Origin of the sequence: Muricoccus vinaceus (assembly GCF_042433125.1) — a bacterium.
In the GTDB taxonomy this organism is placed as follows: Bacteria; Pseudomonadota; Alphaproteobacteria; order Acetobacterales; family Acetobacteraceae; genus Roseomonas; species Roseomonas vinacea.
The window spans coordinates 1-15,249 of sequence record NZ_JBHLVZ010000001.1; the positions used below are offsets into that span (position 1 = coordinate 1).

18 protein-coding genes are annotated in these 15,249 nt (G+C 72.3%); 4 read left to right on the forward strand and 14 right to left on the reverse strand.

Features of this window, described 5'->3' with window-relative positions; all coding sequences use genetic code 11:
* The 5 genes from ACFFIC_RS00005 to ACFFIC_RS00025 form a co-directional block, all read right to left on the reverse strand.
* A partial coding sequence (locus ACFFIC_RS00005) for a 1-deoxy-D-xylulose-5-phosphate synthase N-terminal domain-containing protein (protein WP_377047937.1) occupies window positions 1–693 on the reverse strand: 693 nt, incomplete at its 3' end.
* A gap of 21 nt (window positions 694–714) precedes the next feature.
* The gene (locus ACFFIC_RS00010; protein WP_377047938.1) at window positions 715–1,644 is read right to left on the reverse strand and encodes a polyprenyl synthetase family protein; all 930 of its coding nucleotides are present in this window, start codon (window positions 1,642–1,644) and stop codon (window positions 715–717) included.
* On the reverse strand, window positions 1,641–1,880 hold the full coding sequence (gene xseB / locus ACFFIC_RS00015; RefSeq protein ID WP_377047939.1) for an exodeoxyribonuclease VII small subunit: 240 nt from the start codon (window positions 1,878–1,880) through the stop codon (window positions 1,641–1,643). The genes ACFFIC_RS00010 and xseB overlap by 4 nt, the downstream gene beginning before the upstream one ends.
* A 15-nt stretch (window positions 1,881–1,895) precedes the next feature.
* On the reverse strand, window positions 1,896–2,819 hold the full coding sequence (locus ACFFIC_RS00020) for a histone deacetylase family protein (protein ID WP_377047940.1): 924 nt from the start codon (window positions 2,817–2,819) through the stop codon (window positions 1,896–1,898).
* On the reverse strand, window positions 2,819–3,130 hold the full coding sequence (locus ACFFIC_RS00025; protein WP_377047941.1) for a sulfurtransferase TusA family protein: 312 nt from the start codon (window positions 3,128–3,130) through the stop codon (window positions 2,819–2,821). Before ACFFIC_RS00025 ends, ACFFIC_RS00020 begins: the two co-directional genes overlap by 1 nt.
* A 134-nt stretch (window positions 3,131–3,264) precedes the next feature.
* On the opposite strand from ACFFIC_RS00025, the gene ACFFIC_RS00030 reads away from it, so the two are divergent.
* Window positions 3,265–4,161: an ROK family protein gene (locus ACFFIC_RS00030; protein ID WP_377047942.1), complete on the forward strand. Its 897-nt coding sequence runs from the start codon at window positions 3,265–3,267 to the stop codon at window positions 4,159–4,161.
* Between the two features lie 43 nt (window positions 4,162–4,204).
* The gene (locus tag ACFFIC_RS00035; protein ID WP_377047943.1) at window positions 4,205–5,497 is read left to right on the forward strand and encodes a DNA polymerase IV; all 1,293 of its coding nucleotides are present in this window, start codon (window positions 4,205–4,207) and stop codon (window positions 5,495–5,497) included.
* Window positions 5,498–5,501: 4 nt separating this feature from the next.
* On the opposite strand, the gene ACFFIC_RS00040 is transcribed toward ACFFIC_RS00035, so the two are convergent.
* The 3 genes from ACFFIC_RS00040 to dapD are packed head-to-tail and all read right to left on the reverse strand — an operon-like array spanning window position 5,502 to window position 8,025.
* The gene (locus ACFFIC_RS00040) at window positions 5,502–6,032 is read right to left on the reverse strand and encodes a hypothetical protein (protein WP_377047944.1); all 531 of its coding nucleotides are present in this window, start codon (window positions 6,030–6,032) and stop codon (window positions 5,502–5,504) included.
* 29 nt (window positions 6,033–6,061) lie between these two features.
* Window positions 6,062–7,189, reverse strand: coding sequence for a succinyl-diaminopimelate desuccinylase (gene dapE / locus ACFFIC_RS00045; protein WP_377047945.1), 1,128 nt, complete (start codon window positions 7,187–7,189; stop codon window positions 6,062–6,064).
* Complete coding sequence (dapD, locus tag ACFFIC_RS00050; protein WP_377047947.1) at window positions 7,189–8,025, reverse strand: 2,3,4,5-tetrahydropyridine-2,6-dicarboxylate N-succinyltransferase; 837 nt, start codon at window positions 8,023–8,025, stop codon at window positions 7,189–7,191. Before dapD ends, dapE begins: the two co-directional genes overlap by 1 nt.
* 175 nt (window positions 8,026–8,200) lie before the next feature.
* On the opposite strand from dapD, the gene ACFFIC_RS00055 reads away from it, so the two are divergent.
* Window positions 8,201–9,361: a DUF2336 domain-containing protein gene (locus ACFFIC_RS00055; protein WP_377047948.1), complete on the forward strand. Its 1,161-nt coding sequence runs from the start codon at window positions 8,201–8,203 to the stop codon at window positions 9,359–9,361.
* Window positions 9,362–9,369: 8 nt separating this feature from the next.
* Here ACFFIC_RS00055 and argB read toward each other — a convergent pair whose 3' ends face one another.
* The 6 genes from argB to rpmH all read right to left on the reverse strand — a co-directional run bounded on the left by argB (window position 9,370) and on the right by rpmH (window position 13,621).
* On the reverse strand, window positions 9,370–10,254 hold the full coding sequence (argB, locus tag ACFFIC_RS00060; RefSeq protein ID WP_377047949.1) for an acetylglutamate kinase: 885 nt from the start codon (window positions 10,252–10,254) through the stop codon (window positions 9,370–9,372).
* A gap of 117 nt (window positions 10,255–10,371) precedes the next feature.
* Window positions 10,372–11,028 (reverse strand): ribosome biogenesis GTP-binding protein YihA/YsxC, encoded by a 657-nt coding sequence (yihA, locus tag ACFFIC_RS00065; RefSeq protein WP_377048266.1) that lies wholly within the window; start codon window positions 11,026–11,028, stop codon window positions 10,372–10,374.
* A gap of 50 nt (window positions 11,029–11,078) precedes the next feature.
* Window positions 11,079–12,839, reverse strand: a complete 1,761-nt coding sequence (yidC, locus tag ACFFIC_RS00070; protein ID WP_377047950.1) for a membrane protein insertase YidC — start codon at window positions 12,837–12,839, stop codon at window positions 11,079–11,081.
* A gap of 13 nt (window positions 12,840–12,852) precedes the next feature.
* Entirely contained in the window at window positions 12,853–13,077 is a 225-nt protein-coding gene (yidD, locus tag ACFFIC_RS00075) for a membrane protein insertion efficiency factor YidD (protein WP_377048267.1), read from the reverse strand.
* 20 nt (window positions 13,078–13,097) lie between these two features.
* On the reverse strand, window positions 13,098–13,433 hold the full coding sequence (gene rnpA / locus ACFFIC_RS00080; RefSeq protein ID WP_377047951.1) for a ribonuclease P protein component: 336 nt from the start codon (window positions 13,431–13,433) through the stop codon (window positions 13,098–13,100).
* Window positions 13,434–13,486: 53 nt separating this feature from the next.
* Window positions 13,487–13,621: a 50S ribosomal protein L34 gene (gene rpmH / locus ACFFIC_RS00085; RefSeq protein ID WP_377047952.1), complete on the reverse strand. Its 135-nt coding sequence runs from the start codon at window positions 13,619–13,621 to the stop codon at window positions 13,487–13,489.
* Between the two features lie 302 nt (window positions 13,622–13,923).
* Here rpmH and ACFFIC_RS00090 point away from each other — a divergent pair, with 302 nt between their 5' ends.
* On the forward strand, window positions 13,924–15,246 hold the full coding sequence (locus tag ACFFIC_RS00090) for an FAD-dependent oxidoreductase (protein WP_377047953.1): 1,323 nt from the start codon (window positions 13,924–13,926) through the stop codon (window positions 15,244–15,246).
* Window positions 15,247–15,249 lie beyond the last annotated feature (3 nt).

The following is a 15,249-nucleotide window of genomic DNA, read 5'->3' on the forward strand; positions in this document are numbered from 1 at the left end:
CGCCAGGCGGGCCATGACCTCGCGGATGGAGAGGAACGGGCGCGACGAGATCAGCCGCGACAGATAGGCCGACATGGCGCCCACGGGGCGGGCGATGGACATGTCGTTGTCGTTGAGCACCACGATGAGCCGCGACTTGAGCACGCCCGCGTTGTTCATCGCCTCATAGGCCATGCCGGCCGACATGGCGCCGTCGCCGATCACCGCGATCACCGCCTGCCCCGCGCCCTGGCCCAGCCCCTGGGGCGCCAGAAGGTCGCGCGCCACCGCCATGCCCAGCCCGGCCGAGATGGAGGTGGAGGAATGCGCGGCGCCGAAGGGGTCGTACTCGCTCTCGGCGCGGCGCGTGAAGCCGGACAGCCCGCCCCCCTGGCGCAGCGTCCGGATGCGGTCGCGCCGCCCGGTCAGGATCTTGTGCGGATAGGCCTGGTGCCCGACATCCCAGATCAGCCGGTCGCCGGGCGTGTCGAAGATGGCGTGCAAGGCCACCGTCAGCTCCACCACCCCCAGGCTCGCCCCCAGGTGCCCGCCCGTGGTGCTCACCGCATCCACCGTCTCGGCGCGCAACTCGTCCGCCAGCTGCCGCAACTGCTCGGCCGAGAAGTTCCGCAGGTCCGCCGGAACACGAACCCGGTCCAGCAACGGCGTCCGCGCGCGCGACACGCCAGGCGACACAACAGGGGGAACAGTCATCAGAAGCTTCCTCGGGCGGCTTTAGTTCTTGCGCCGGATCACGTGGGACGCCAAGGCCCGCAGCAGGTCGGCCCGCTTGTCGAAGTTGTCCAGGTGCGTCACGGCCTGGTCCACCAGCCGCGCGGCCTGGGCCCGGGCGCGCTCCGGGCCGAGAAGCCCCAGCAGGGTCGCTTTCCCCGCGCCGGCATCCTTTCCGGTCGCCTTGCCGGCCTCCTCCGGCGTCGCGGTGAGGTCCAGCAGGTCGTCGGCGATCTGGAAGGCGGCACCGACCTCGCGCCCATAGGCCCCCAGGCACTGGCGCTGGTGGGTTCCGGCCTTGCCCAGGATGGCCCCCGCCTCGGCCGAGAACTCGATCAGCCGCCCGGTCTTGAGAAGCTGCAGGCGCCCCACCGCGGCCTCGTCCAGCGGCTCGGTGGCCTTCTCGGCCATCATGTCCAGCATCTGCCCGCCGACCATGCCGCGCGCGCCTGCGGCCAGGGCCAGGTGCAGGCAAAGCTCCGCCCGCACCGCCGGATCGGAATGGGTCTCGGGGGAGGCCAGCACCACGAAGGCCTGGGTCTGGAGCGCATCCCCCACCAGGATCGCCGTCGCCTCGTCCCAGGCGCGGTGCACGGTCGGCTTGCCCCGGCGCAGGTCGTCGTTGTCCATGGCGGGCAGGTCGTCATGCACCAGCGAATAGGCGTGCAGCATCTCCACCGCCGCCGCGACCCGCAGGGCCGATTGCGGGGCGACACCGAACTGGCGGGCGGATTCCAGCACCAGGAAGGCGCGCATCTTCTTGCCGCCGCCCATGCAGGCGTAGCGCATGGCCGCGAAAAGGGAGCGTTCGTCCCCTTCCTCGGCGGGAAGCAGGGCGTCCAGCGCCTCGTCCACCTCCGAGGCCGCCGCCGCGAGCGCCGCCTTCAGCGCCTCGTCCCCGGCCATGCCCGGGGCTTCCGCAGCGTCGCTCATTCCACGTCCCTCAGCGTCGGGCCGCCGGTGCCGGGCACCAGCGCCTGGACCCGGGCCTCGGCCTCGGCCAGCTTGCGGTCGCAATGCGCGCGAAGCTCGGTGCCGCGTGCATAGGAATCCATCGCCTCCTCCAGCTTCGCCTGGCCGCCCTCAAGGCGGCGGACAATGGCTTCCAGCTCGTTCATGGCCTCCTCGAAGGAAAGGCTCTCCACCGCGGGCGGATCGGATTCAGGCATCGGGGCTTCCGGTGGTCAGGCGTGCATCAAGGCGCGGACATGCGCCGCGGTGGAACGCGCAAGGGCGTGCAGGTCGTAGCCGCCTTCGAGCATGGAGACCACCCGGCCGCCGCAAACGCGGTTCGCCACCGCGGCGATGGCCTCGGTCACCCAGGCGAAGTCGTCCTCGGCCAGGCGCAGCGCGGCGAGGGGATCGAGCCGGTGGGCATCGAAGCCGGCGGAGACGATGATCAGGCCCGGCGCGAAGGCCTCCACCGCCGGCAGCCCCTGTGCCTCCCAGACACGGCGGAAGGCAGGGCCGTCGGTGCCGGGCGCGAGGGGCAGGTTGAGGATGTTGCCGGCCCCCGTCTCGGAGGCCGCCCCCGTGCCGGGATAAAGCGGCGTCTGGTGGGAGGAGACCAGCATCAGGCTCGGGTCATGCTCGAAGCAGGCCTGGGTGCCGTTGCCGTGGTGCACATCGAAATCCAGCACCGCCACGCGCTCCACCCCGTGGGCTGCCTGGGCATGGCGGGCAGCCACGGCGGCGTTGGCGAAAAGGCAGAACCCCATGGGCTCGGCCGGTTCGGCATGGTGCCCGGGCGGGCGCACGGCGCAGAAGGCACGCAGGAACTCGCCGCGCATGACGCTGTCCACCGCCTCCACCCCGGCGCCGGCGGCGCGCAGCGCGGCCTCGGCCGAATGGGCGTTCATGGAGGTGTCGGCATCCAGGTGGATACGCCGCCCCTCCGCCGGGCGCGTGGAAAGGATGCGCTCCACATGCGCCTCGGGGTGCACCCGCAGGAGCTGCTCGCGCGTGGCCTCCGGCGCGGAGGCCCGCACAAGGGTCGAGAATTCCTGTGTCTCCAGCGCCCGCAGCACGGCGCGGAGCCGGTCCGGGCATTCCGGGTGGCCCTCGCCGTTGTCATGGCGAAGGCAGGCGGGGTGGGTGAGAAGAAGCATCACCCGGCCTCCCCCGCCGCGGCGGGCGGCCCGGGGCTCGCGCCCTTGTCCTCCTCCCGCTTGCGGAGCGTGTAGCGATAAACCCCCGCGCTCTCGCTGAAGGAGACCAGCGCATGGCCCGTTTCCCGGCAGAAGGCCTGGAAGTCGGCCACGCTGGCCGCATCGGTCGCCAGCACCGTCAGCCGGGCGCCCGCGGGCAGCGCGCGCAGCGCCTTGTTCGCCTTCAGCACGGGCAAGGGGCAGGTAAGGCCCTGCACGTCCAGCAGGGTCTCGTTCTTCGGCGGCTTGGGGGGGGCGGGGGGCGGTGCCATGGGGCCGGGCAATCCACCACCACGGGCGCTGCAAGTCCAGGGTCACGCGCCGGGCCACGCAAGTCGGCGGGCCGACGCGCCCGTGAACGCGCCCCCGCTGGACGGGCCGCCCGCACCCCGGCATTCATCGCTCCATGGCGATCAAGCTCGGCGTGGACCTCGGCGGAACCAAGACGGAGATCGTAGCACTCGATCCCGGCGGGGAGGTGCTGCTGCGCCACCGCGTGCCCACCGGGCAGGGCTACCGCGCCATCGTCGAAACCATCGCCGGCCTGGTGACCTCCGCCGAGGCGGAGCTTGGTGAGCGCGGCACGGTGGGGGTCGGCATCCCCGGCAGCATCAACCCGCAGACCGGCCTGGTCCGCAACGGCAACACCCAGGCGCTGAACGGCAATCCCCTGGACCGCGACCTCGGCGCCCTCCTCAACCGGGAGGTGCGGGTGATGAACGACGCCAACTGCCTGGCCATGAGCGAGGCCGCCGACGGCGCTGGCGCCGGTCACTCCGTTGTCTTCGCCGCCATTCTCGGCACCGGCTGCGGCGGCGGCTGGGTCGTGGATGGCCGCCCGCTGGACGGGCTGAACCGCGTGGCCGGTGAATGGGGCCACACGCCCCTGCCCTGGATGCGCGCGGAGGAATTCCCGGGTCCGGCCTGCTGGTGCGGCCGCCAGGGCTGCCTCGAGACCTTCCTCTGCGGCCCTGCGATCGCGCGGGATTGCGACGGCGAGGGCCACCGCGACGCCGGCCGCGTGGTGGAGCGCGCCGCCGCAGGGGACGAGGCGGCCCGCGCCGCGCTGGCCCGCCATGCCGACCGCCTGGCCCGGGCGCTCGCCGCCATCGTGAACATCATGGACCCCGACGTGATCGTGCTGGGCGGCGGCGTGTCCAACCACGCCCACCTTTACAGCGAGGTCCCCCGCCTCATGGCACCCTGGATCTTCGGAGACGCCAAGGCGGTCAACCTGGTGCGCGCCAGGCACGGCGATAGCTCCGGCGTGTTCGGCGCCGCCCGCCTCTGGGACAAGGGCTGACCCGACTCGGGCATCCCCTGCCGGGCCCGTGCTAGAGCGGGCCATGCCCACGGCCTTCCGGGAAGCCCAAAGCGTGCCCGTGCTCTGCCGGGATTGCTTGGCGCGGCCCAGCGAACAGCACCGCCGCTGCCCAGCCTGCGGCTCCTCGCGCCTCGCCCGCCACCCGGAACTGTTCTCCCTCGCCATCGCGCATGTGGATTGCGACGCCTTCTTCGCGAGCGTGGAGAAGCGCGACAGGCCGGAACTGGCCGCGCGGCCGGTGGTCATCGGCGGCGGGCAGCGCGGCGTGGTGTCGGCGGCCTGCTACGTCGCCCGCACGCGGGGCGTGCGCTCGGCCATGCCCATGTTCAAGGCGCTGCAAGCCTGCCCGGACGCGGTGGTGATCAAGCCGGACTTCGCGAAATACGTCGCCGCCTCCCGCCAGATCCGCGCCCTGATGGAGGAGCTGACGCCGCTGGTGCAGCCCATGTCCATCGACGAGGCCGTGCTGGACCTTTCGGGCACGGAGGCCCTGCACGGCACGCCTCCCGCCGCCACCCTGGCCCGCTTCGCACGGCGCGTGGAGCGGGAGGTGGGCGTCACCGTCTCCGTCGGCCTGGCCCCCAACCGGCTGCTGGCCAAGATCGCGGTGGAGCGGGACAAGCCGCGCGGCATGGCCTGCATCGGCGCCGCCGAAGCAGCCGCCCTGCTGGCGCCGGAACCGGTCACGATCCTGCCCGGCGTCGGCCCGGCCTTCGCGGCGAAGCTGGCGGCCCTCGGCTATGCCACGCTCGGCCAGCTCCAGACGCTCGATGCGCGCGAGGCGATGCGCCGCTTCGGCGAGGAAGGCGCGACCCTCGTCGCCCGCGCCCGCGGCGAGGACGGCCGGGCGGTGACGCCCGATCGCGAAACCAAGTCCATCTCCGCCGAGACCACCTTCGACCGTGACCTGTCGCTTGCCGCGGAGATGGAGCCGATCCTCTGGCGCCTCTGCGAGAAGCTCGCGCGCCGCCTCGGCGAGAAGGGCTTCGCGGCGGGTGGCGTGGTGCTCAAGCTCAAGACCGCCCGCTTCGCCCAGCGCACCCGCAACGTGCGGCTGCCCGGCGCCAGCGCGGTGCCGGAAACGATCTACGCCGCCGCCCGCGCCCTTCTGGCGCGCGAGGCCGACGGCACGCCCTTCCGCCTGATCGGCATCGGGGCCCAGCCCCTGGTGGAAGCGGCCGGCGCGGACCGGGGCGACCTGGCCGACCCCGAGGCACCCCGCCGCGCCGCGCGCTGGGCCGCCATGGAAGCGCTGCGCGCCCGATTCGGCGAGGGGGCGGTCCGCGCCGGACGCGGGCTCCCCGTGCCGCGCTGAGCCGTCAGCCTCCGATGCGCGCCACGGTGGAGGCGATCAGCAACCCGATCGCCGTGTCCATCAGCACGAACAGCCCGGCCCGGAAGCCGCTGATCCGGAGCGCCCGCTGGGCGACGAACCATTCCAGCCAAAGGGCGTAGGCGAAGGCCATCAGGGTCAGCATCCCGCCCATTCCCGGCGGCAGGATCGATCCCAGCACCGTCGAGCCCAGAAGAACCGTGTAGGTCGCGAGGTTGGCCCAGTTCCAGGCCGCGATGAAGAGCGGCCAGAGCGGACCGCGCCCCCAAGCCTCCGCAAGCGTGAGGGAGACCAGCGGAAAGGCCACCCAGCCCAGCACGTAGCCGATCAGCTCCACCCCGAGCCCGGCGCTCAGCAGGGCGTCGTTGCCCATAGCCCGGATGATCAGGAACGGCATCAGGCAGATGGCGCCCGCCCAGAAGGAGCGCGCCGTGCCCTCCATGGAAAGGAGGGCGAGGCGCAGGCCCTCCTCCCGCCCGCGGGCAAGCAGGGTGGCGGCCCGGATTCCCGAGACCACCTGCACTTCCGTGCTGACCCCGGGGGCGCTCAGCCCAGGCACTCCCGGATCACCGCGCCATAGAGCAGGGACAGGCGCCGCAGCTCCTCCACCGGCGTGCACTCATCCACCTTGTGCATGGTGGTGCCGACCGCGCCGAGTTCCGCCACCGGGCAGAGGCGGGTGATGAAGCGGGCATCCGAGGTGCCGCCGCCCGTGTCCAGCGCACCCTCCTCGCCCGTCGCGTCGCGCACCGCGCGCCGCAGCGCCTCCACGAAGGGGCCGGGCTTCGTCAGGAAGGCCTCGCCGGAGCAGGAGAAGCGTGCCTCATGGCGCGGTGCCTCCTCCGCCAGGATGCCGCGGATCCAGGCCTCCAGGCTCGCCGCCGTGTGGGTGTCGTTGAAGCGGATGTTCAGACGCGCGGCGGCCTGGGCCGGCACGATGTTCCCGGCCGCGTTGCCGACATCCACGGTGGTGACCTGCAGGGTGCTCGGCTGGAACCAGTCCGTGCCGGCGTCGAGCGGCTCAGCGGCCAGGCGGTGCAGCACCCGCACGAGCCGGTGGACCGGGTTGTCCGCCCGCTCGGGATAGGCGACGTGCCCCTGGGTGCCCAGCACCGTGATGGCGGCCGAGACGCTGCCGCGCCGGCCGACCTTGATGGTGTCGCCCAGCCGCGCCTTGCTGGTGGGCTCGCCCACCAGGCACATGTCGGGCACCAGGTGGTTCTCCGCCATCCAGTCCAGCACGCGGGTGGTGCCGTCGGTGGCCTCGCCCTCCTCGTCCCCGGTGATCAGGAAGGAGAGCGTGCCGCGGTCCGCCGTGCCGTCCGCCACCGCATCGGCGGCGGCGGCCACGAAGGCGGCAACGCCCCCCTTCATGTCCACCGCGCCCCGGCCGTAGAGGATGCCGTCCTCCAGCGCGGCCTCGAAGGGGCCATGCCGCCATCCCTCGCCCGGCGGCACCACGTCCGTGTGCCCGGCGAAGCAGAGATGTGGCCCGTTGCCGCCCGAGCGGCGGATGGCGAACAGGTTCTCCGTCTCCCCGAAGCGCAGCCGCGTGCAATCGAAGCCCAGCGGCGCCAGCGCCCCTTCCAGCACCGCCATCGCCCCGGCATCGGCCGGGGTGACGGAGGCGCAGCGGATCAGCGCCTGCGCGACCGGAAGGGGATCGCCGGCCATCAGTCGCGCAGCAGCTCGTTGATGGAGGTCTTCTCGCGGGTGCGCGCGTCCACGCGCTTGACGATCACCGCACAATAGAGGCTCGGTCCCGGCGAACCATCCGGCAGCGGGCGACCCGGGAGCGTCCCCGGCACCACCACGGAATAGGCGGGCACCCGGCCGACGAAGACCTCGCCGGTGGCCCGGTCGATGATCTTGGTCGAGGCGCCGAGGAACACGCCCATGGAGAGCACCGCGCCGCGCTCCACGATCACCCCCTCCGCCACCTCGGAGCGCGCGCCGATGAAGCAGTCGTCCTCGATCACCACCGGGTTCGCCTGCAGCGGCTCCAGCACGCCGCCGATGCCCACTCCGCCCGAAAGGTGGCAGTTCCGGCCGATCTGCGCGCAGGAACCCACGGTGGTCCAGGTGTCCACCATGGTGTTGCGGTCCACATAGGCGCCCAGGTTCACGAAGCTGGGCATCAGCACCACGCCCGGCGCGATGAAGGCCGAGCGGCGCACGACGGCGCCCGGCACGGCCCGGAAGCCCGCCTCGCGGAAGCGGTTCTCGCCCCAGTCGGAGAACTTCAGCGGCACCTTGTCATAGGCCCCCGCGGCGGTGTCGCTCACCATGCTCTCCTCCAGCCGGAAGGACAGCAGCACCGCCTGCTTGAGCCACTGGTTCACGCGCCAGCCACCCTGCCCGTCCGGCTCGGCCACGCGCGCCCTGCCGGAGTCGAGCGCCTCCAGCGCCGCCTCCACCGCGTCACGGTCCTCGCCCATGGTCGCGGGCGAAAGATCGGCGCGGCGCTCCCAGAGCGCCTCGATGCGGGGCTGGAGGGCGGCGAGGTCCATGTGCGAAGTCCTGATTCCCGGGCGCGGCCCCCTTCGCCCGGCCAAGCCACGCTGTCAACGATCCCTGGCGCGAAGGCCTGCGGCGGCCGCGTTCACCCGGTCTTCATCATGGTCGCGCACCATGCCAGCCGGACCGGAGCCTTTCGCGGGGCTCCCGCCGGATGGAAAGGACGCGATGATGGATCCCGCGATCGCGCTCTCCCCCCGGCGTATGGATGAAGCCAAAAGGGCCCGGCTGGCGGAACGGGCCGATACGCCGCCGGAGGTTCTCTTTTTCCTCGCCAATGATCCCACCACCACCGTCCGCGCCGCCATTGCCGCGAACGCCGCGACCCCGCCACTGGCCGACCAGGTGCTCTCGCGCGACACCGAGCAGGGAGTGCGCCGCGTGCTGGCCCGCAAGCTCGCCTCGCTCGCCCCAACGCTGGACCCCGCCGCCACGGAGCGGCACCGCCGCGTCACCTGGGACACCCTGTGCCGCCTGGTGGAGGACGATGCCGTGCCCGTCCGCCTCGCGGTGGCGGAACTGGTGGCCGAGCAGCCGGACGTGCCGCGCGCCCTGATCCTGCGCCTCGCGCGCGACATCGCCATGGCCGTGGCGGAGCCCGTGCTCCGCGGCTCTCCCCTGCTGGGGGAGAGCGACCTTCTCTCCCTCATCGCGGCCCCACCGGCACCGGGAACCCTGTGCGCCATCGCCCGCCGGCCGAACCTGCCCGAGGCGCCCTCCGACGCCATCGCCGCCCGCGCGGACCCGCCATCCGTCGCCGCCCTGCTGGCGAACGCGACCGCCCGCCTGCGGGAAGCCACGCTGCTCGCCATCGCGCACCGGTGCGGGGACCAGGCGGCCTGGCAGGCGGCGCTGGTCCGCCGCCCGGCGCTGAGCGAGGCCGTGATCCGCAGCCTGCAGGGCGTGCTGGCGGAGGAAGCCCTCAACGTGCTGCTCGCGCGCCCGGAGCTCAAGGCAGGCCGCACGGACATGCCCGGGCCGTCGCAGGCCGCGGCTGCCGATGCCTGCGGCATGGACGAGACGGGCTTCGTCAGCGCGGCGCGGCGGGGGCAGCTCACCGATTGCGGCCGCATCCTCGCGGCGCTCTGCGGCTTGCCGGCCGGGGTGGTGATCCGCGCCCTGCAAAGGCGGGAGGCGTCGCTTCTCGTCGCGCTCTGCTGGAAGGCGCGCCTTTCGCCCAGCACGGCCGCCTTCGCCCAGCTCAGGCTGACCTCCAGCACGGCCGACGAACTGCTGGTCCTGCCTGGCGGCGCCTGGGAGATGCCGCCCGAGCGGATGCAGGCCCTGATCGAAGGCCTTTTCGCGCCCTCAGCCCAATCCCCGGCCTGAACCGTCCCTCAGGGCTTGATCAAAGTTCCAGGCCCACCGGCCGTGAACAGCTCGGCCAGCACCGCGTGCGGCACGCGCCCGTCCAGGATCACCGCACCCTGCACGCCCTGCTCGATGGCATAGATGCAGGTCTCCACCTTCGGGATCATGCCAGCCGAGATCCAGCCGGCCTCGATGCCCGCCCGCACCTCGGCCACCGTCATCTCCGGAATGTGGAGGCCGTCCGGCCCGCGCACGCCCGGAACATCCGTCAGCATCAGCAACCGCACCGCGCGCAACGCCCCCGCGATGGCGCCCGCGGCCGTGTCCGCGTTGATGTTGTAGGTCTGCCCGTCCGCTCCCACGCCCACCGGCGCCACCACCGGCACGATGTCCGCGCCCATGAGAAGCGAGAGCACCTTGGTGTCCACGTGCTCCGGCTCACCCACGAAGCCGAGGTCGAGCACGCGCTCCTCGTTGCTCCCGGGGTCGCGCACCGTGCGCAAGGCCTTCCGGGCACGGATCAGGTTGCCGTCCTTGCCGGAGATGCCGACCGCGATCACGCCCGCACGGGTGATCGCCTCGGCCACCTGCTTGTTGACGCTTCCGGCCAGAACCATCTCCACCACGTCCACCATGGCCTCGTCGGTCACGCGAAGGCCGTTGACGAAGGTGGACTGGATGTTGAGCCGCTTGAGCATGGCGTTGATCTGCGGCCCGCCGCCGTGAACCACCACGGGGCTCACGCCCACCTGCTCGAGCAGGGCAATGTCGCGCCCGAAGCGCAGCGCGCTTTCCTCCTCGCCCATGGCGTGGCCGCCGTACTTCACCACCACGACCTGGTCGTCGTAGCGCTTCAGGTAGGGCAGCGAACCGGCGAGGATCGCCATCTGGTCTTGCGCGTCGGTGTTCATGGCGATTCCAGGCGGGGCGCGCGCGGCCAAGGCCGCAGCTGGGCGGCGGTGGTAAGGGGCAGCGGCCCGGCCGGTCAACCCGGTGCGCCCGCATGGGCGTCCCCTGCGGGCGGGGTGTCAGCCCGACTGCGCGATCTCGGCCAGCGCCGCGCGGAGCTCCGCGATGCCCGTGCCCTTGTTCGCCGAGGTGGTCATGACCACCGGATGGGCAGCGACCCGCTTGCGCACGATCTCCGCCATTTCGGCCTGCCGCTTCGCCAGTCGCGAGGCAGGCTTCGCGTCGTCGGACTTGGTCAGCACGATCTGGAAGGGCACGGCGGCCTCGCCCAGCAGGTCCATGGCGGCGCGGTCGCCGTCCTTTGTCTCGATGCGGGCGTCCATGAGCAGGATCACCCGGCGCAGCGTGGGGCGGCCCCGCAGGTAGTCGAACATCATGCCCTGCCAGTCCGCCTTCACCGCCTTGCTGGCGGCGGCGAAGCCGTAGCCAGGCATGTCCACCAGGGTGAGGCGCGCCGGCTTGCGCGCGGGATCGTCGCCCGGTGCGGCCTCTCCGGCCATGAAGAAGTTGAGCTGCCGGGTGCGCCCGGGCGTGTGCGACACCCGGGCCAGGCCGTGATGCCCCGCCAGCGCGTTGATGAGCGAAGACTTGCCGACGTTGGAGCGCCCGCAGAAGGCCACCTCCGGCGCATCCGGGGGCGGCAGGCCCTCCAGCTTCTGGGCCGCGAAGAAGAAGCGGACGGGGCGGGCGAAGAGCAGCCGCCCCGCCTCCATCATCGCCTCTTCCTCGGGACTCCGCTTCGCCGTGCTCTGGCCGGGTGCGTCGCTCACGTTCGGGCCAGGGCCTTCTCGTTGGCCCGCGCGATCCGGTCCTCGCGGCCGATGTAGTACTGCTGCGCGACCGAAAGCAGGTTGTTCCACGACCAGTAGATCACCAGCCCGGCCGGGAAGCTGGCCAGCATGAAGGTGAAGATGATTGGCATGAAGGAGAACAGCTTCGCCTGGATCGGGTCGGGCGGCGTCGGGTTCAGCTTGAACTGGATGAACATCGTGATGCCCATGATGATCGCCCAGGCCGGCATGTGCAGGAACAGCGGCGGATCCCAGGGGATCAGCCCGAACAGGTTGAACAGGTTCGTGGGGTCGGGCGCCGAAAGGTCGCGGATCCAGCCGAAGAACGGCGCGTGCCGCATCTCGATGGTGACGAACAGCACCTTGTAGAGGGAGAAGAAGACCGGGATCTGCAGCAGGATCGGCAGGCAGCCCGCGGCCGGGTTGATCTTCTCCGACTTGTAGAGCGCCATCATCTCCTGCTGCATCTTGGCAGGATCGTCCTTGTTGCGCTCCTTCAGCTCCTGCATCTTCGGGCCCAGCGTCTTCATGCGGGCCATGGACTTGTAGGACTTGTTGGCCAGCGGGAAGAACAGGATCTTGAGCGCGACGGTGAAGATCAGGATCGCCACGCCGAAGTTGCCGGTCAGCTTGAACAGCCAGTCCAGCCCGTAGAAGAACGGCTTGGTGATGTAGTAGAACCAGCCGAAGTCGATCGCCTTGTCGAAGTCCGTGATGCCGAGGTTCGAGGTATAGGCGTCCAGCAGGTGCACTTCCTTCGCGCCGGCGAAAAGCCGCGTGGCGAAGCCCGCGGTGGCGCCGGGCGCGGCGGCCAGGGCGGCGGTGGGCGCGAAGTCCACCTGCCAGCGGTCCTGGCCCCCTTCCTGCACCGCCCGGAAGGCCGCCCGGTTCTGGGAGGACTGCTCCACGGGTGCGATCGCCGCCAGCCAGTACTTGTCGGTGAAGCCGGCCCAGCCGCCGGGGCCGTCCTGCTCCAGCGCGGGGCCGCCGTTGCGGCGCGCCGCCTCGGTCTTGGCATCGGCGTACTTGGTTTCCCGGAGGCGGCCGTCCAGCACGCCCACGAACCCTTCGTGCAGGATGTAGTACCCCGCCACCTGCGGCGTGTGCTCGCGGCGCACGCGCGCCCAGGGCAGCACCTGCACGGCCTCGGCGCCCGTGTTCACCACGCGCTGGTCCGCCGTCACCATGAAATTGGCGTCAAGCGAGAGCGCGATCTCGAAGCGCTGCCCGGCGCCGTTGTCCCAGCGCAGCGTCACCGGGTTGGCCGGGGTCAGCGGGCCACCCTCGGCCGTCCAGTCGGTGTTGGGGCCGGGCACGGGCGTGCGCCCATCGGCCGCGGTCCAGCCCCACTGGGCGAAGTAGGCGGCATTGTCTTCCCGCGGGGCGAGCACGCGCACGTTGGGGCTGCCGGGCTGGATGGTCTCGCGGTAGTCGCGCAGAACGAGGTCGTCGATGCGGGCGCCCCGCAGGTTCACGCTGCCCTCCACCCGGGCGCTCTCGATGCGGAGCCGTGGTGCCGGGGTGGTGGGCGCGCCGTCGTTCTGGCTGGTGCTCGCGACGCCCGCCGGGTTCAGCGCCGTGTTCGCCTGCGGCAGCGGGGTGCTGGACGACTGGGACTGCTGCACGTTCTGCGCGGCCTGCCGCTGCGCCTCGCGCGCGGGGCGGTTGTAGACGTCGAACAGCAGCAGGATGCCGATCGAGATGGCGATCGCGGCGAGGAGTCGCTTGTTGTCCATGGGATACCGGCGTTCAGGTCTTCTTTGCGGGGGGCACGGGGTCGTATCCGCCGGGGTTCCAGGGGTTGCAGCGCAGGATGCGCTTCGCCGTCAGGGCGCTTCCGCGCAATGCGCCGTGCGTCGACAGGGCCTCGATGCCGAAGGCGCTGCAATGCGGGTGGAAGCGGCAATGGGCGCCGATGAAGGGGCGCAGCGTGAATTGGTAGGCGCGTATGCCGAGCTTCAAGGTCTCGGCCACCGGATCGAACGATGCGGCACTCACAGGTCGACGCCCACCTGGCGGAGCGCGCCACGCAGATCGCCCTGCAACTGAAGGAACGGGCGGGCCCGTGTCTCGTCACGCCCGATCAGCACCACGTCCCACCCGGCGGGAGGGGAGGTGCCCAGAAGCAGCCGGGCGGCTTCACGCAAGCGGCGCTTGGTGCGGTTCCGCACGACGGCGTTGCCCACCTTCTTCGTGACGGTGAAGCCAAGGCGCAGGGGCCCGCCCGTACCCGGCAGGGCTTGGATCACCATGCCCGGCCGGGCGGCGCGCTTGCCGCGCTGGGCGGCGCGCAGAAAATCGCGCCGCTTCTTCATCCGGGGCAGCTTCATGGTTTGAACCAAGGTTCGGGGCGCACCGGCTTCGGTGCCACCCCGGGCTTGCCTCAGGCCGAAAGCTTCGCGCGGCCCTTGGTGCGGCGGTTGGCGATGACCTTGCGGCCGCCCACCGTCTCCATGCGGGCACGGAAGCCGTGGCGGCGCTTCCGGACGAGCTTCGAGGGCTGGTAAGTACGCTTCACGGCAGGGCGCTCCGTCTGGGTGCTGGCCGGCCTCGGTGGGGCACGGCGTGGTTTGGTCGTCTCGGACCGGCGGGGCCGGTCCGGCTTCGCCTGGCGGGCCCGGCCACCTTCGCCGGTCCCGAACGAAACGGGCACGCGGACGCAGGCGGCCGCGGCGGGACGCCCGGCGCGGGTGGCGGTGTATAGGTAGAGCGCCGCACCCCCGTCAACCAAAGCATGCCGGGCGCGACGCCAAAGGGTTAGCCCCCTACCCTTCCGCGGCAGCCGCGTTATCCAGAGCGCCGCGACGGGATGGGAACAGCATGGCCGAAACCGACATCGCCGTGATCGGCGCGGGACTTACGGGGCGGGGCCTGGCCGGGCTCGCCGCCGCGCTCGGCCTGAAGGTGACCCTTTTCGAGCGCGGCCCGATGGGCGGCGAGGCGCCGGACCCCGAGACCACCCAGGCGGCCTTGCGCGCCATGGCGAACCGCGCGGCCTGCGCCGGCGGCCCGCCCGGCTGGGCCGATGTGCGGACGCGACTCGCCGAGGCCGATGCGGAGGCCGCGCCGGATGCCACGGAGGCGCGCTTCCAGGGCATGGGCGTGGAGGTGGTCCGCGCCGCCGCCCGCTTCGCCGCGCCCGACGCGGTGGCCGCGGGCGGGCGGGAGTGGCGGTTCCGTCGGGCGCTTATCGCCACCGGTGCCGTTCCCGCGGTGCCCGCGCTGGAGGGGCTGGAAACCATCCCCTACCTCGACGAGGCCGGCCTGGCCGCCCTCGATGCTCTTCCCTCCCACCTCCTGGTGCTGGGCGGCACGGCCTTCGGCCTGGAAATGGCGCAGGCCTTCGCCCGCCTCGGCGCCCGCGTGACGGTGGTGGAGGCCGCCCGCATCGCCCCCGGCGCCGACCCCGACCTGGCGCATGGGCTGGCCCGTGTTCTCCGCCGGGACGGCGTCGGGCTTCTGGAGGGGCAGGCTGCCCTGCGGGTGCAGCGCCGCCCCGGTGGCCTCGCGCTCTTTCTCTCGGACGGCCAGCAGGTGGAGGGCTCGCATCTTCTGCTGGCGCCCGGCCGGCAACCGCAGCTTGCGGGCCTCGACCTCGCCGCCGCCGGACTGTCCGCCGTGCCGGTGGTGGACCGCGCGCTCCGCGTCCAGGGCAACCGGCGGGTCTGGGCAGCGGGCGGGGCGGTCGGGCGGGAGGGAGCCGCCGACCTCGGCATCCTGGCGCGCACCATGCTTTTTCGCATTCCTGGCACCCCGGCCGAGGCGGCGCCGCTTCGCAGCATCCGGACCGAGCCCGCACTGGTGGAGATCGGCGCGCCCGGCGACGCCGATGAAACCCTCCGCTGGCCGCTGGCCGATACCACCCGCGCGGCGGCGGACGGCATCTCGGAAGGACTGGTGAAGCTGCACGTCGACCGGCGCGGCCGCCTTTCCGGCGCGGGCCTCCTCGCACCCGGAGGGCTGGAGATGGCGGGCATGCTCTCCCTCGCACTCCGACGGCCCGTTTCGGAGTTGGCTGGCGCCACCCTGCCGCACCCCACCCTCTCGGCTGCCATCGCCCGTGCCGCGCTGGAACATCGCGCCCCGGCCCTGGGAAGCGCCACCCTCCGCTGGCTGGCGGGGATTGCGAAGCGCCTGCCTTAGGCC

Bases quoted from the DNA above. Each gene is read 5' to 3' on its own strand.
- ACFFIC_RS00025 (WP_377047941.1), bottom strand. From the start codon at position 3,130: ATGGCACCGCCCCCCGCCCCCCCCAAGCCGCCGAAGAACGAGACCCTG.
- ACFFIC_RS00030 (WP_377047942.1), top strand. From the start codon at position 3,265: ATGGCGATCAAGCTCGGCGTGGACCTCGGCGGAACCAAGACGGAGATC.
- argB (WP_377047949.1), bottom strand. From the start codon at position 10,254: ATGAACACCGACGCGCAAGACCAGATGGCGATCCTCGCCGGTTCGCTG.
- ACFFIC_RS00055 (WP_377047948.1), top strand. From the start codon at position 8,201: ATGATGGATCCCGCGATCGCGCTCTCCCCCCGGCGTATGGATGAAGCC.
- ACFFIC_RS00035 (WP_377047943.1), top strand. From the start codon at position 4,205: ATGCCCACGGCCTTCCGGGAAGCCCAAAGCGTGCCCGTGCTCTGCCGG.
- rnpA (WP_377047951.1), bottom strand. From the start codon at position 13,433: ATGAAGCTGCCCCGGATGAAGAAGCGGCGCGATTTTCTGCGCGCCGCC.
- yidC (WP_377047950.1), bottom strand. From the start codon at position 12,839: ATGGACAACAAGCGACTCCTCGCCGCGATCGCCATCTCGATCGGCATC.
- ACFFIC_RS00010 (WP_377047938.1), bottom strand. From the start codon at position 1,644: ATGAGCGACGCTGCGGAAGCCCCGGGCATGGCCGGGGACGAGGCGCTG.
- dapD (WP_377047947.1), bottom strand. From the start codon at position 8,025: ATGGACCTCGCCGCCCTCCAGCCCCGCATCGAGGCGCTCTGGGAGCGC.
- ACFFIC_RS00020 (WP_377047940.1), bottom strand. From the start codon at position 2,819: ATGCTTCTTCTCACCCACCCCGCCTGCCTTCGCCATGACAACGGCGAG.
- ACFFIC_RS00090 (WP_377047953.1), top strand. From the start codon at position 13,924: ATGGCCGAAACCGACATCGCCGTGATCGGCGCGGGACTTACGGGGCGG.
- yihA (WP_377048266.1), bottom strand. From the start codon at position 11,028: ATGATGGAGGCGGGGCGGCTGCTCTTCGCCCGCCCCGTCCGCTTCTTC.
- dapE (WP_377047945.1), bottom strand. From the start codon at position 7,189: ATGGCCGGCGATCCCCTTCCGGTCGCGCAGGCGCTGATCCGCTGCGCC.
- xseB (WP_377047939.1), bottom strand. From the start codon at position 1,880: ATGCCTGAATCCGATCCGCCCGCGGTGGAGAGCCTTTCCTTCGAGGAG.